Raw genomic sequence first — 15,884 nt, 5'->3', positions numbered from 1 at the left:
TTGAAAGAATTATCTTACAATTCATATTTTTTTTCTATATTTCGCCTTTCAAAATGGAAGGTTTAATGAATTTTTTGACACAGAAAAGAAGTAAAATACTCTTCAGAGAGGTCGAAGAAACAAGAGCTAGCCCCAATGCTCCGGTTGATGATTTTTATTATGAAGAAATCACTCAATTGACAGCTGCAGGCGGGTTTAGTGTTAATTTTCAGAAGAAAACAAGTTTTCTTGATCCTGAAGCCAGGAGAATTCTAAGAACTCCCGTTGATTATAAGCCCTCCCTTAATTCGGCATTAGATTTTTTTTCAGATGACTTTAAAGACAAAATTGTTAAAGCATTTCATGGTATAAGCATGGGTAATCCCTATACGGGGACCATAAAAATGCTCACTTATAATAAGCAAGAATTTTGGGCGCGCGCCATTGGCAAACCTATAAATGATGAGAAAGGTAATATTATTGGGCTCAAAGGTGTTTTTCAGGATATATCAGACATCAAAGAAAAAGAGGTTAATTTAGAAAACTCATTGAAGGTTATTGAATCTCAAAATACCAGATTATTCAACTTTGCCAATATTATATCTCACAATTTAAGGTGTCATGCCAGTAATCTTCATTTATCAATGGAATTATTGAACATGGCAGAGTCTAAAGAAGAAGAAATAGAACTTAAAAATAACTTAAGTGAAATTTCAGAAAATATAAACACTACCATTAACCATTTAAATGAAATTGTAGCAATACAAACAAAAGCTGGAGATGATAAAAAAATGGTTTCATTCAGAGAAGCATTGCTACGTGTTATGTGTTCATTACAAAATATGATCACTACTTCGGAAACGGAGATCTTTTCAGATTTCTCTGAGATTCCAAACATTGAGTATATTCCAGCATATTTAGAGAGTATATTTATAAATTTAATTACTAATGCAATTAAATTTAAGCACCCAAACCGCAATCCGGTCATCGATATTTGCTCTTACGAAGATAAAGACGGCGGTCAATACCTTATGGTAAAAGACAACGGGTTAGGGATCGACCTTAATAAATACGGTGATAAGATCTTTAATATCTATGAAACTTTTCATACGCCTGCTAACCATGATTCCAAAGGAGTTGGGCTATTTATCACTAAAAATCAGGTAGAAGCATTGCAGGGGACAATAGATGTGGAAAGTACAGTAAATCTGGGCACGATATTCACCCTCAAGTTTTAATCTTCTTTTTCAGCTTTCTTAGGGAAAGCTCTTTTATTGAAAACAATCAATAAACCTACGCCCGTACTTATAGATGTATCTGCAATATTAAAAACCGGTTCAAAAAAAGTAAAATAATCACCTCCCCAAAACGGAATCCACTCCGGCAGATACCCCTTCCATAACGGGAAATACAACATATCTACTACTTTTCCATGAAAGAGTGTACCATAACCACCCCCATCTGCTAAAAATGAAGCTACTTGATGATGACTGTCACTAAAAATAATTCCGTAGAAAACAGAATCGATGATATTTCCAAAGGCTCCCGCAAAAATCAATGCAATAGAAACTATTAAGATCCGGGATAATTTTTTTCGAACCGAGTCCCATAACCAATAACCAATACCTACGATTGCTACCAGCCTAAAAAGTGTTAAAAATAATTTTCCGTATTCACCTGGTATCTTTGCTCCCCAAGCCATTCCTTCATTTTCAACAAATAGTATTCTAAACCAATCAAAAACACGAATTTCTTCTCCTAAAACAAAATGTGTTTTTATATAAACCTTAGAAATTTGATCCACAAGTAAGACCAAAAAGATAATAATAGCAGCTTTTTTTAGAGACATGTATTTCTTATAAGATTAAAAAGTAATGCCATCAAAAATATCTTGGCATTCGATGGCAAAAATAGCAATATTATTTGGTTTGAATAAGTGTAATAGTACCATCTATACTTTCTGCATTTATTGTGTATTTTCCTTTTATTGGAAGCACATTATGTATAACACCTCTTTTTGAAACTGCTTTTCCTTTCACATTTTCTTTGGCATAAACCATAATAGCTCCTTGCTTGGTTTGTAACAAGGCATTCCCCCTAAAATCATATAATGTACAATTTCCATTTTCAAGACCTGCCTCAAAAGACTTAAAACTACCATATCCTTCCACAGAAGCTATTCTTGAACGTATGGAAACCATTATTATTTCGGGTACTACAACTTCTATCTCAATTGAAATTACCTTATGAGCTGCCAGTTTATCATTTTTGGCTTCAAAATATGGTGAATATCCGGTATTTAAGAATAATGACCCTTCTTTTTCAATTATATCCAAAACTACATCTTCATAGTTTTCTCCTTCCACATGAGTATTAATTTTTATAATACCTGTCTTTTCTGAAATTATTTTAATATTGAAAACCTCATCGCTTTCAATTACAAGTTTTAAAATCCCCGATGCGTCCCATTCTTTCTGAAAGACCTTCTGTGCAAAACTTTCAGAAATAAAAGAAACAAAAAACAGTATGTAAATTAACTTTTTGACCATAAAAAACCCCATTATACAATGGGGCCTGTTTTTATATTTTCTGAAAAGAACAGATTATTTCTGCATATTCTTAGCTTCAATACTTAATGTTGCATGTGGTACTAATTTTAACCGCTCCGGATTGATTAATTTCCCGGTTACACGGCAAATACCATAACTTTTGTTTTCAATACGTATCAAAGCATTTTTAAGGTCCCTAATGAACTTCTCCTGACGTATGGCTAATTGAGAAGAGGTCTCTTTGCTCATCACTTCACTACCTTCATCAAAAGCCTTAAAGGTTGGTGAAGTATCATCTGTACCATTATTACTGTCGTTTTTATACGCACTTTTAATTAGTTCCAGTTGATCTTTGGCCTTGTCAATTTTTTCCTGAATTAAAATTCTAAATTCTTCCAATTCTTTGTCGCTGTATCGATTTTTTATTTCTTGTGCCATAATTTTAATTTTTTTTGATACTTAAACGTGTTGTAATATCGTCAAAAGCAATTTCTATTCCATTGTTTATCTCATCTTTAAATTGCAACACTTCTGTTAAAGTCTCTTGTTTTATATATTCCAAATTCTGCTCTACTGCAGCTACTAATTGTATTTCTTTCTGAATGGCTACTTCCACCCTGTCTGTAACTTCAAAACCGGCATCTTTCCTAATGTTTTGAATGCGATTTACCAATTCTCTGGCAATTCCTTCATTTTTAAGCTCCGGTGAGATTGTAACGTCGAGAGCAACTGTGATTCCTCCTGCGTTTGCAACCAGCCAACCTTCAATATCCTGAGAGCTTATCACAACATCATCAAGGGTCAATGTAGTATTTTTTTCGTTAACTTGAATAGAAATTTCACCTTCTTTTTCCAGTGTTGAAATTTCTTCCTGGCCAAAATTAGTAACTGCTTGAGCAACAACTTTCATAGCAGCACCAAAGCGAGGGCCCAGTTTTTTGAAATCGGGTTTTATTTGCTTCACCAATATTCCCGACCCCTCATCGATCAACTCAATCTCTTTTACATTCACCTCAGACTTAATCAAATCTGACACGGCTTCAATCTCCTTTCTGGATGCATCATCCAAAACAGGTATCATTATTTTCTGTAATGGTTGGCGCACTTTTATCTTCTTTCGTTGACGTAACGATAATACTAGCGATGATATTGTTTGCGCTTGTTGCATTTTATGTTCCAATGCACTGTCTATGTATGACTCATTACTTTCAGGAAAGTTACTTAAATGTACAGATTTTTCTGATTTTTTAGAAACGCCTTCTGTTAAATCTCTATACAATCGATCCATGAAGAAAGGTGCCACAGGTGCTCCAAGCTTTGCAACTGTAACTAAACATGTATACAACGTTTGATAGGCCGAAATTTTATCTTCTCCGTAGCTGCCTTTCCAGAAACGTCTTCTGCTCAAACGCACAAACCAATTACTTAAGTTCTCCTGTACAAATTCTGAAATGGCTCTCGTTGCTTTTGTGGGTTCATAGTTGGCATAGGCCTCATCTGTTTTTTTGATAAGTGTATGCAATTCTGAAAGAATCCATCGATCAATTTCCGGCCTTTTTTCCAAAGGAATATCTGCTTCTACATAGTCAAAATCATCCAAATTTGCATACAAACTGAAAAAACTATACGTATTGTAGAGTGTTCCAAAAAACTTATTTCGTACCTCCGCAATACCGTCCGGGTCAAACTTTAAATTATCCCAGGGGTTCGCATTACTAATCATATACCAACGAGTGGCATCTGGCCCATAGGTCTTTAAAATATCAAACGGGTCTGCTGCATTACCTAATCGTTTAGACATTTTTTGCCCGTTCTTGTCAAGCACAAGCCCGTTAGAAACTACATTTTTATATGCTACATCATCAAAAATCATTGTTGCAATAGCATGTAATGTATAGAACCAACCACGTGTTTGGTCCACACCTTCTGCTATAAAGTCTGCTTTACGCCATGTCTTTTCTACTTTCTCCTTGTTTTCAAATGGGTAGTGCCACTGTGCGTAGGGCATACTTCCACTGTCAAACCAGACATCTATCAAATCGGCTTCGCGTTTCATGGGCTTTCCACTTTCGGAAACCAATACAATTTCATCTACAATATTTTTATGAAGGTCGGCTTTATCATAATTTTCTTCAGAAAAATCTCCCGTTACAAAATCTTCAAAAATATCCTTTTGCATCATTCCGGCAGCAACTGCTTCTTGCATTTCAGCTTTCAATTCTTCAATGCTGCCTATTACTTTTTCTTCTTTTCCGTCTTCGCTACGCCACAATGGTAAAGGGATTCCCCAATACCTGGATCGGGATAAGTTCCAGTCGTTTGCGTTTGCCAGCCAATTACCAAAACGGCCTTCACCGGTTGCTTTTGGTTTCCAGTTGATGGTTTCATTGAGTTCGAACATACGATCCCGGAAATCGGTCACCTTTACAAACCAAGAGTCCAACGGATAGTACAAAATAGGTTTATCCGTACGCCAGCAATTAGGATAACTGTGTGTATATTTTTCAACTTTAAAGGCCTTGTTCTCTGTTTTCAGTTTAATAGCGAGCTCAACATCCACACTCTTTTCAGGGGCTTCTCCATCATTATAATACTCATTCTTTACATATTTACCGGCAAATTCGGCCATTTCGGGACGAAACCTACCTTGTAAGTCCACTAACGGAACTAAATTCCCATTTTCATCTTTCACCAATAGTGGAGGTACTTCCGGAGAAGCTTCTTTTGCAACCTTGGCATCGTCTGCTCCAAATGTAGGTGCTGTATGGACAATTCCGGTACCATCTTCTGTAGTAACAAAATCCCCTGAAATTATTCTGAAAGCATTTTCAGGACAATCATTTGGCAAGGCGTAGGGTAGCAATTGCTCATACCGAATCCCAACAAGATCTGTCCCTTTGAATGTTTTTAAAATGGTATAAGGAATTTTTTTATCTCCTTCTGAATAGTTTGCCAGTTTACCTTCAGTTTCAGTTTCAACAAATTTTCCGGCAAACTGTTTGGCGACCAAATTCTTTGCCAAAACAACGTATATAGGTTCAAACGTATATTGATTAAAGGTTTTTACCAAGGTATACTCAATCTTTGGTCCTACAGTTAGTGCTGTATTGCTTGGTAATGTCCATGGCGTTGTTGTCCAAGCTAAAAAATGGATATCTCCCAATCCTTGCAGAAAATCTGGCAGGCTTTCAGAAATCGCTTTAAATTGCGCTACCACAGTAGTATCGGTTACATCCTGATAGGTACCTGGTTGGTTCAATTCATGTGAACTTAATCCGGTTCCTGCTTTTGGAGAATATGGTTGTATGGTATAGCCTTTGTATAGCAATCCCTTGTCATATATCTGCTTTAGCAGCCACCAGACCGTTTCCATGTATTTTGACTTATAGGTAATATACGGGTCGTCCATATCTACCCAATAGCCATAACTTTCGGTAACTTTATTCCATACATCGGTATAGCGCATTACGGCTTTACGACAGGCAGCATTATAATCTTCTACAGAGATTTTCTTGCCAATATCTTCTTTGGTAATACCCAACTCTTTTTCAACACCCAGTTCAATAGGCAAACCGTGTGTATCCCAGCCTGCTTTTCGGTCTACTCTAAATCCTTTTTGTGTCTTGTAACGACAAAATATATCCTTAATAGCACGTGCCATTACATGGTGAATACCGGGTAGGCCATTTGCAGATGGAGGGCCTTCAAAAAACACGAACGGCTCACTTCCTTCACGAATAGAAATACTCTGCTCGAAAATGTTTTCACTTTTCCAAAAATCGAGTACTTCTTCGCCTAATCTGGGAAGGTTTAAACCCTTGTATTCTTTAAATTTTGTGTTCATAAACAATTGTGGTTCAATAAGGGTGCGAAAGTAAGAAATTTTGAAGAAATAGGCTACTGCAAACCTTTATCTAACGGTAATGATTATCTAAAAAAGTATATCTTTATAAAAACAACTTTTATCATTTGAAAAAACTACTCTTCTTTTTACTGCTATTACCTTTATTTTCCGAAGCTCAAGATTATGTAGACCTACTTAGAATAGGTTACGGGCAAACTTTCAATAACGATTTTGCAGCTACTGAAAACAGCACTTTTGTAAAATCTTTCGAAGCAGACCTCACTTATCCTGTTGTAATTCATGAAAACCATGCACTAATTACCGGAGTGAGTTTTAGCCGAAATAATTTGGAATTATTTCCCGAAGCTGATTTTACGAGTTTATACAGCACAACATTAAAAATTGGACTGGCATCTACATTTAATGATAAATGGAGCAGCACAGTTGTATTATTGCCAAAAATTGCAGCAGATTATAAGCATATTACAGACGATGATTTTTATATGGGAGGTGTTGCTTTGTTAAAATTTCAGAAAACAGAACATCTAAAATACAGGTTTGGGATCTATGCCACTTCCGAAGCTTTTGGGCTTTTCACCACACCTATCGTAGGATGGTATTATTTAAGTCCAGATAATCGCTTTGAAATGGATATGTCCCTTCCCATTGCTGCAGATGTGAACTACTGCTTTGGAACAACTACTGTTGGTGTTGATTACTTTGGTATTGGACGTAGTTTTCGACTGTATGGTGATGCTTCGGTATCCAATACGTATGTAGACCTCAGTTCTTTGGAATTTGCAGGTTATTTACAATTCAATGCGCTTCAGAAAAGTGTATTACTGCGGGCTAAACTTGGCTATTCCAGCAATAATTATGAAGTATATGCCGATGGAGATACTATAGATCTGGGTGTTTCAGCATTTAGTTTTGGCGATGACCGTACACAATTAAACCCCGATCTAAGTGGAGGATTTTTTTTAAAATTTGAAGCAATCTATCGTTTTCATATCAAAAATGACAAAGAAGAAGTTGAAACCAATATGGATGATTAATTTTAAAGTATGCATCGAGCCTGCCCGGAATGTGGAAATAAAATAATTGGTCGCTCAGACAAAAAGTTTTGTAGTGATGCCTGTCGTAATGCACATAATAATGCATTAAACAAAGACAATAAAAATTTAGTGAGAAACATTAATAACCGTCTTCGGAAAAATTACCGCATTCTTGAAGCACTTAATACAAAAGACAAAACAAAAGTAACTAAAGAGAAGTTACTTAGAATGGGCTTTAACTTTGATTATTTTACGGGATTGTATACTACAAAAGCCGGCGCTGTATATTATTATCTCTATGATCAAGGGTATTTACCATTGGATAACGATTATTATTTATTAGTCAGAAGAGAAGTTAGTTTTTAACAGAATGTAATACTATTTCCAAGTATATCCTTTTAACCTTAAAGCAGCCTTTAAAACATCTTTCTGGCTAATTTGACCAACTAGTTTTCCATTTTCAACTATAGGAAATCTTCTATGCCTGGATTCTAAAAATTTATTGGCGGCATCAAACACATTCATATTACCATCAATGGTATCCACATTTTTTACCATATGCTGCTCTACTTTCATAGCTTCCATTGGCTGATTGTAGTATCTACTTTCACTAATTTGTTTCATACAGTCACCTTCAGAAATAATCCCTATTAATTCATTCTTTTCATTTACAACAGGCCCTCCGGATATTTTTCGCTTTATAAGTGTATTCATAACTTCCAAAACAGATTGGTCCGGCCTGAAAGTTGTGAGATTTCTGGTCATATAATCTGAAACCGTTATGTTCTCATTACTACCTTTTCTAGGCTTGGCACGCTTGCCCATAAAACTTTTAATTCCCATACCTTCAAGTTTTTACGCACATCTAATGTAGTCAATTTTAAAACAATTTCCTTTCAATCTTTTCTGGAGTAAGTAAAACTTAGGTTAAAATCGTACTTTTAGGAAAGTAAAAATCCAACCGATGAAAAAATTCAGCCCAGTCATTTCATTACTCCTCATATTAGGATTAATATACTACAGTTTTTACAATTTAATGCCTACAAATGGTACGCCGGCATCTCTTCCCGAAACAGAGTTTTCTACAGAACGTGCTTTAATTCCACTCAAAGAAATTAGCAAAGCACCACATTATTATGGCTCTGACGAACACAAGCGAGTACGAGATTTTCTGGAAAATGAATTGGAAAAATTAGGTATGGAAACTCAGATCCAAGAAGGATTTGCGTTGAATATCAATGAAAAAAAATTAACTAAGCCCAAGAATATAATTGGCCGTTTTAAAGGTTCGGGGAAAGGGAAAGCTTTGTTATTACTATCGCATTATGATAGTGCTTTGGTTCCTTCCTATGGAGCAAGTGATGCTGGTAGTGGTGTAGTAACAATTTTGGAAAGCCTGAGGGCCTATCTTGCGAACGGAAAAACTCCTGTTAATGATATCATAGTATTATTCAGCGATTGTGAAGAAATTAGCCTTGGAGGTGCCAGTCTTTTTGTAAATGAGCATCCTTGGGCAAAAGATGTGGGTTTTGTAGTAAATTTTGAAGCACGTGGAAGTGGTGGTCCCAGTGTCATGATACTTGAATCAAATGCAGGAAATGCTAAATTGATAGAAGCTTTTATTGAAGCTAACCCGAAATATCCTGTTGCTTCGTCGTTGATGTACAGTGTTTATAAAATACTGCCAAATGTTACAGATTCTACAATTTTTAGGGTTGACGGAGATATAGATAGTTTTTTCTTTGCTTTTATTGATGATCATTTCGATTATCATACTGCTAACGATACGGTAGAAAATCTTGATATAGCCACCCTGCAACATCAAGGGAGTTATTTGCTCCCGCTTTTAAGTTATTTTGCTGATGCAGACCTCTCTAATTTAAAAGCAGAAGAGGATTATGTGTATGTGAATGTCCCTTTGTTTAAAATGATTAGCTATCCTTTTGCCTGGATTCTGCCCATGATCTTTATAGCCTCAATTCTTTTTATAGTTCTTATTTTCTTCGGAATCAAAAAAAATAAAATCAATGCCAAAGGAATTGGGAAAGGATTTATTCCGTTGCTATTATCTTTAATTCTATGTGGGCTTATTGGTTTCTATGGATGGCAATTACTTTCAAATTTGTACCCTCAATATGGGGAGATACAGCATGGCTTTAAATACAATGGACATAGTTATATAGCCTTTTTTGTGTTGCTCTCTTTGGCAATTCTATTTTGGATATATAGAAAGTTCTCAGAAAAAGAAACAGTAGCAAGCACCTTTGTAGCTCCAATTGTGCTGTGGATTGTTATCAATATTGCTGTTTTTGCTTATCTAAAAGGAGCTGCATTCTTTATTATTCCCGTATTCTTTGGACTCTTATCGCTTTGGGTCCTTATTCGCCAGGAAAAACCAAGTCTATTGTTGTTGGCACTACTTGCCGCACCCGCAATATTTGTTTATGCTCCGTTAGTACAGTTTTTTCCTGTAGCATTGGGATCTGGAATGGTGGTGATTTCATCTGTCTTTACAGTACTTCTTTTTGGGATGCTTCTACCCGTTTTTGGTTTTTATAAAAACAAAAAGGTATTATCTCTTCTCTGCTTTTTAATTGCAATTGGGTTTTTTATAAGTACTCATCTTTCAAGTGATTTTTCTGAAGAAAGACAAAAGCCAAACAGTTTGGTGTATTATCAAAATGTTGATGATGGCAGCTCATATTGGGTAACATACGACAAAATTTTAGACTCCTGGACCAAAGGTTATTTGGGTGAAACTCCTGAAGAGGCCGGGAACTATATCAAAAATACTCCCAACAGTAAATACAATTCTGGGTATACTTTTGCTTCGGAAGCTCCCTTAAAAAATATTTCTTCTTTTGAGTCGAGATTGGAAAAGGATACCGTTATCGATGGTTTGAGAAATGTCACTTTTACTATACTTCCAAAACGTACGCTAAACCAAATAGACCTATATACTAATAAAGATATCTCTTTTCAATCATTGTCCTTTAACGGTAAAAGTATCCCTCAGGATAGTAGTGGTACAATTTACAGCAGTGGGGAAGATAGTAATTTGCTGCAATTTTTTGTAGCTGACAATGATTCTTTGGAAGTATCTTATTCAGTAAAGAAAGAGGTTCCTGTATCATTTACTGCCATTGAATATTCCTTTGACCTGTTAACCAATCCACAGTTTACAATTAATAAGCGCCCTAAGGCAATGATGCCTAAACCTTTTGTAATTACAGATGCCATTGTTGTAAAAAAATCATTTACAATAGATTCTTTGCTTAAAGTTGTTAAAGACACCACATCTATTGAGACCCAAATATTAAATGAGTAAAATAATAGCTATTGCAGGAATGGGTTGGCTGGGTCAATCCTTAGCACAGCATCTAATGCTGTTAGGGTATCGTGTAAAAGGTTCTGTAACGAGTATACATAAAGCTTCGTCATTACAGTCGAAGGGGTTTAATGTATATCCTGTTAAAATAACTGAAGAAGGCGTTAGCGGAGAGCCCCATGCATTTCTAAAAGGGTCTGATATTCTGGTCATTATGATTCCGCCCGGGTTGCGAAGATATACAGGAGCTGATTATGTGTTAAAAATGTCCCATTTCTTGTCTGAAATTGAAGCAACTCAGGTAAAAAAAGTTATTCTGGTGAGTAGTACTTCGGTGTATGGTGATGCGCAAGGAAAAATAACCGAAAAGGACAACCCGAAGCCAACTACCCAAGCCGGAAAACAATTGGTTCAGGTAGAACAATTGTTTTTTAATACTTCTGGCCTTACTACCAGTATTGTACGATTTGGAGGTCTCTTTGGCGGAAGCAGGCAACCTGTACGTTATCTTGCCGGAAGAAAGGACCTGACTGATGGTAATGCGCCCGTTAATTTAATTCATAGAGATGACTGCATCAGGATTCTTTCTGAAATTATCAAACAAGATGCTTTTGGTCATGTATTTAATGCGGTTACACCTCAACACCCCATCAAAAAGGAATACTATGTGCAGAAGGCCACATTATTAAACTTAAGCCTTCCCCATTTTTCCAAAGAAGATACCGGGTCGATTTTTAAACAAATTGATTCTGTAAATTTAGGGGAAGTTTTAGGGTATTCTTTCAAACATAAATTATAATGAAAAAGGAGCCCGATGGGCTCCTTTTTTTATATAATAAATACTTTTACCAAATTCTTACACGGTCTTCCGGTGCAATGTACATAGCATCCCCTTCTTTAATATCAAACGCTTCATAAAAAGCATCGATATTTTTTAGAGGTTGTGTAGCACGATACATCCCCGGAGAATGTGGGTCTGTTTTAATCTGAGTTTCTAAGGCTTCATCACGTAGCTTGGTACGCCAAACTGTTGCCCAACTCATAAAAAAGCGTTGTTCCGGTGTAAAGCCATCAATATTTTCAGGTCTGCCGCTTTCCTTGAAAAAACGTTGTAAACCATCGTAAGCTCCTAATAAACCTCCAAGGTCTCCAATATTTTCTCCTGAAGTAAATTTACCATTAATAAACACACTGTCAAGTACTTCTATCTGGTCATATTGTTCTGCCAATTTATTTACACGCTCGGTGAAACTTTCCAAATCTGCATCGGTCCACCAATTTACTAAATTTCCATCCGCGTCAAAACGAGAACCACTGTCATCAAAAGCATGTGAAATCTCGTGACCTATTACGGCTCCAATTCCACCATAATTAACAGCTTCATCGGCTTTATAATCGTAGAAAGGTGGCTGTAAAATTGCTGCAGGGAATACAATTTCATTATTAAAAGGGTTGAAATAAGCATTTACTGTTTGTGGAGACATCCCCCATTCGGTACGGTCAACAGGTTCATCAATTCGATCCAAATTATCTTTTAAGTTCCATGCATTCACTGCCACCATATTTTGGTAATAGCTATTTTCTGGCTTTACAGTCATATTAGAGTAATCTTTCCACACATCTGGATATCCAATCTTTACAGTAAACTTGTCTAGTTTGCTTATTGCTTTCACTTTAGTGCTATCACTCATCCAATCTAATACATTGATGCGTTCTTTGAATGCTTCAATGACATTTGCTATCATTTTTTCAGCTTTCTTTTTTGCTTCTGGAGGGAACATTTTGTCAACATACAATTTTCCAAGAGCTTCTCCTACCGTATTATTTACTGTAGCTAAAGCACGTTCATTGGAAGGTCTTTGTTTTTTAGCTCCTCGTAAGGTTTTGCTATAGAAATCCCAATTGGCTTTTTCAATGTCTGTAGTAAGCAAATCTGCAGCATCGTTAAGTGTTTGCCAGCGCATAACTGTTTTCCAGGTTTCAACATCTCCATCGGACAGAGTTTCCTGAACTACATCCATATATGCAGGCTGCATCACGATCACTGTATCCAGTTCTTTTGTTACTCCTAAATCTTTAAGAGCTTCTTTCCAGGATAAAGCCGGCACCATCTTTTGAACGTCATCTATTGATCTTGGATTGTTGAAATTTCTAAAATCTCTACTGGCTACTTTATCTAATCTTGGTTCAGCTAATTTGGTTTCAAATGCCAAAATAGCCTCAGCTTGTTTGCGGGCCTCTTCTTCACTATCTCCTAAAAATTGAAGCATTCGTGTAATATGATCTACATACTGCTCTCTGATTTCAATAGATTTAGCATCAGTATTTGTATAATAATCTCTATCCGGTAACCCTAATCCGCCAGGTGTAATATATGCTGAGTTCATTGCACTATTATTAGGATTTGAGAATGCTGCAACTCCTAAGAATGGTTGTGAGATCTCAGTAGCATATTTGGTCATTGCTTTTTGAAAATCTTCGACAGATGAAATAGAGGCAATTACATCTAAAACAGGCTGTAGGGGCGTTATCCCTGCTTCATCACGTGCAATAGAATCCAGTTTAGTTTTAAAAATCATTAAAGCTTTTGCCTGATCGGTGTCTGCTGCATATGTATCAAGTTGTTTAGCTTCATCTATAATAGCCAGTACATCAAAATCTGTTTTTTTACGAAGTACGTTAAATCCACCCCAACGCACCTGATCATCTGGTATCTCGGTAGTTTTCATCCAATTACCGTTCACGTAATTGTAAAAGTCATTTTTAGGACTTACCATAGTGTCCATATTTGCTAAAATAATCCCTCTCGGGCCATCATCTTCTTTTGCCATTTTTTTGTCTTTATCGCCACAAGAAGCCACGACTACAGCAAATATTGTTAAGACAAAGGCAGATTTTAAAAAATTAGTTTTCATTATATAGTTGGTATTTAAGGTTTTCTGAAAAAATTCAGAAATTGTTATAACATTTAAATAAGTAGCAAAAATCTAAAAAAGTTACAATTAATTGTCCATTTTATCTTTTAATTCGGCTTTGTAAACCGAATCTAAAAAACGTTTTTGCTTTTCGAGCTCTTTTTCTTCATCTTCCTTACGTTGTAAATCGATAGCATCTTTTTGAAACTTCTCATTTACTTGTACAATAAAATTTTTGACTGCCTTGTTCATTTCTGTAATAGCACTTTCTAACTTTAGTGAATCAATTCTGGACTTATTTGCTTCTTGCAATAACAAATTAGCTCTTGTTTTTACCACTGTAAGCCTTGAAAAAATTGCACTATTATTTAGAGTATCCGGTATTTTTTTTGAAAGCGAATCTGAATATTGCACCAATCGCTCCGAAGTATTCCTCAATTTTTCTAGAGCAATACCGTTAATGGTTCTGGCATCATTTTCAAAATCTTCATAAACAGACCATTGTGTAACATGTATCTTAGCACTTTCCGATAATTGCGGAATAGTATACTTCTTATTTCCATAAGTTTTCTCTAAATCCTGAACAACCGCTTGTATTCCTGAATTTTCTTCAGAAGCATTTCCACAAGAAACCAATGATAGGCAAAATGCTAATGTGGCGAGAAATAAGAATGAGGCAAAATTCATTATTGTTCTATAAAAGAATTACAAATATAGAGGTTCTTTTGCCAACGAAAAGTTAATTTTTTGAAAAGAAAAAGAGTAGAATATGTCTATATTTACAGGCCATTTATAAAATAGCGAATGAAAAAAAGAATTCTGATCATTGGGGCTTGTGGCCAAATAGGAACCGAACTTACAACTCGTTTAAGAAGTTTATACGGTCACCAAAAAATAATTGCAAGTGATATTGTTGAAGATACTACAGGCCTTTTAAGTAAAGGGCCTTTTGAAATTTTGGATGCTATGGATTACGATGCCGTACAGGATATTGTAATTCGTTATGAAATTACAGACGTATATTTAATGGCAGCAATGCTTTCGGCTACAGCAGAAAAGTTTCCAATGAAAGCATGGAACCTGAACATGAGTTCGCTTTTTAACGTTTTGAATCTTGCCAGAGATAAAAAAATTGACAAGGTATTTTGGCCGTCTAGCATTGCCGTGTTTGGTTCTACGACTCCAAAAACCGAAACACCACAGAGAACCATAATGGAACCTTCTACAGTATACGGTATTAGTAAACAAACAGGTGAACGATGGTGCGAATACTATCACGAAAAATATGGTGTTGATGTAAGAAGCGTTCGATATCCGGGGCTGATTAGTTATAAAACACTTCCTGGTGGCGGCACAACCGATTATGCTATTGATATCTTCCATAAAGCCTGTAAACATAAAAAATATGTGAGCTTTCTGGATGCAAAGAGTACATTGCCTATGATGTATATTGACGATGCCATTAATGCTACTACTACAATTATGGAAGCCGATAAAGAGGCCATAAAAATTAGAAGTTCTTATAATTTGTCTGCTCTAAGCTTTAGTCCTGAAGAAATTACAGCTCAAATAAGAAATTATATCCCTGAATTTGAAATAAGATACGAGCCGGATTTCAGACAAGCTATTGCAGATTCCTGGCCACAAAGTATTGATGACAGCAATGCACGGGAAGACTGGGGTTGGAAACACAAATTTTCTCTCGAGCAGTTAACAGAGATAATGCTAGAAAATTTAAAAGGAAAATATTAATCTCTGAAAGCGAATACAATCTATATATTTATGAATCTGATGAGGTACCGGCGACGATTATCTTTAATTTTATTGTTTCGGGAATCAGAATTGTTTAAATCCTATCATAAATAGTATTAATAAGCCATTAAGAATTCTTAATGGCTTATTTCATTTGTTTGATTATCATATAATTATCCTTTTAAAAGCCTCTCCTATGCGTCTTCAAAAACTCCTTTTTGATGTAATTTAATTTAATGTTTTTTTAACGTAAAGTTTAGGTGAGGTTTCTTCGGGAAAGGTAATCATTATAGGGCTTACCCATAAAATTCATGATAATCGATTATTTTAATGTTGCAACCGAGAAAAGCCTACGGTATTATAACAAAATATTCCTTAACTTTGTTCTCATAGTCTTTGGATTATAGTTTATTCGAATTAGCCTCGTCTTTACCTTGGGCTTCTTTGGTTGTATTAACTAAC

At 35.7% G+C, this 15,884-nt stretch carries 13 protein-coding genes; 6 read left to right on the top strand and 7 right to left on the bottom strand.

Translation table 11 applies throughout. The features are described from left to right. Positions 1-65: 65 nt before the first annotated feature. Complete coding sequence (locus ACY2RT_RS07080; protein WP_490155199.1) at positions 66-1,217, top strand: PAS domain-containing sensor histidine kinase; 1,152 nt, start codon at positions 66-68, stop codon at positions 1,215-1,217. Here the strand turns inward: ACY2RT_RS07080 and ACY2RT_RS07075 are convergent. The 4 genes from ACY2RT_RS07075 to ileS all read right to left on the bottom strand — a co-directional run bounded on the left by ACY2RT_RS07075 (position 1,214) and on the right by ileS (position 6,372). Beyond that, on the bottom strand, positions 1,214-1,828 hold the full coding sequence (locus tag ACY2RT_RS07075; protein WP_490155198.1) for a lipoprotein signal peptidase: 615 nt from the start codon (positions 1,826-1,828) through the stop codon (positions 1,214-1,216). The genes ACY2RT_RS07080 and ACY2RT_RS07075 overlap by 4 nt on opposite strands. Before the next feature lie 70 nt (positions 1,829-1,898). Next, entirely contained in the window at positions 1,899-2,528 is a 630-nt protein-coding gene (locus ACY2RT_RS07070) for a hypothetical protein (protein WP_490155197.1), read from the bottom strand. 54 nt (positions 2,529-2,582) lie between these two features. Then, positions 2,583-2,966, bottom strand: coding sequence for a TraR/DksA family transcriptional regulator (locus tag ACY2RT_RS07065; protein ID WP_490155196.1), 384 nt, complete (start codon positions 2,964-2,966; stop codon positions 2,583-2,585). Positions 2,967-2,970: 4 nt separating this feature from the next. After that, positions 2,971-6,372, bottom strand: coding sequence for an isoleucine--tRNA ligase (gene ileS / locus ACY2RT_RS07060; RefSeq protein ID WP_490155195.1), 3,402 nt, complete (start codon positions 6,370-6,372; stop codon positions 2,971-2,973). Between the two features lie 125 nt (positions 6,373-6,497). Here ileS and ACY2RT_RS07055 point away from each other — a divergent pair, with 125 nt between their 5' ends. Both ACY2RT_RS07055 and ACY2RT_RS07050 read left to right on the top strand, forming a co-directional pair. Then, complete coding sequence (locus ACY2RT_RS07055) at positions 6,498-7,427, top strand: DUF6268 family outer membrane beta-barrel protein (RefSeq protein WP_490155194.1); 930 nt, start codon at positions 6,498-6,500, stop codon at positions 7,425-7,427. A gap of 9 nt (positions 7,428-7,436) precedes the next feature. Beyond that, entirely contained in the window at positions 7,437-7,793 is a 357-nt protein-coding gene (locus tag ACY2RT_RS07050) for a hypothetical protein (protein WP_490155193.1), read from the top strand. Between the two features lie 12 nt (positions 7,794-7,805). Here the strand turns inward: ACY2RT_RS07050 and ACY2RT_RS07045 are convergent, their stop codons facing one another. Then, positions 7,806-8,270, bottom strand: a complete 465-nt coding sequence (locus tag ACY2RT_RS07045) for a CBS domain-containing protein (RefSeq protein WP_490155192.1) — start codon at positions 8,268-8,270, stop codon at positions 7,806-7,808. 121 nt (positions 8,271-8,391) lie between these two features. On the opposite strand from ACY2RT_RS07045, the gene ACY2RT_RS07040 reads away from it, so the two are divergent. Then, entirely contained in the window at positions 8,392-10,755 is a 2,364-nt protein-coding gene (locus ACY2RT_RS07040; protein WP_490155191.1) for a M28 family peptidase, read from the top strand. Then, the gene (locus tag ACY2RT_RS07035) at positions 10,748-11,554 is read left to right on the top strand and encodes an NAD(P)H-binding protein (protein ID WP_490155190.1); all 807 of its coding nucleotides are present in this window, start codon (positions 10,748-10,750) and stop codon (positions 11,552-11,554) included. The genes ACY2RT_RS07040 and ACY2RT_RS07035 overlap by 8 nt, the downstream gene beginning before the upstream one ends. Before the next feature lie 46 nt (positions 11,555-11,600). Here the strand turns inward: ACY2RT_RS07035 and ACY2RT_RS07030 are convergent, their stop codons facing one another. Both ACY2RT_RS07030 and ACY2RT_RS07025 read right to left on the bottom strand, forming a co-directional pair. After that, complete coding sequence (locus tag ACY2RT_RS07030) at positions 11,601-13,670, bottom strand: M13 family metallopeptidase (RefSeq protein ID WP_490155189.1); 2,070 nt, start codon at positions 13,668-13,670, stop codon at positions 11,601-11,603. 87 nt (positions 13,671-13,757) lie between these two features. Next, positions 13,758-14,357: a hypothetical protein gene (locus ACY2RT_RS07025; protein ID WP_490155188.1), complete on the bottom strand. Its 600-nt coding sequence runs from the start codon at positions 14,355-14,357 to the stop codon at positions 13,758-13,760. 117 nt (positions 14,358-14,474) lie between these two features. On the opposite strand from ACY2RT_RS07025, the gene ACY2RT_RS07020 reads away from it, so the two are divergent. After that, positions 14,475-15,422 (top strand): NAD-dependent epimerase/dehydratase family protein, encoded by a 948-nt coding sequence (locus tag ACY2RT_RS07020; RefSeq protein WP_490155187.1) that lies wholly within the window; start codon positions 14,475-14,477, stop codon positions 15,420-15,422. Positions 15,423-15,884: the final 462 nt, after the last annotated feature.

Source organism: Ulvibacter sp. 2210JD10-4 (assembly GCF_058148525.1).
The sequence above is the reverse complement of the archived record's forward strand: the minus strand, read 5'-3'. Positions and strand labels throughout refer to the sequence as shown.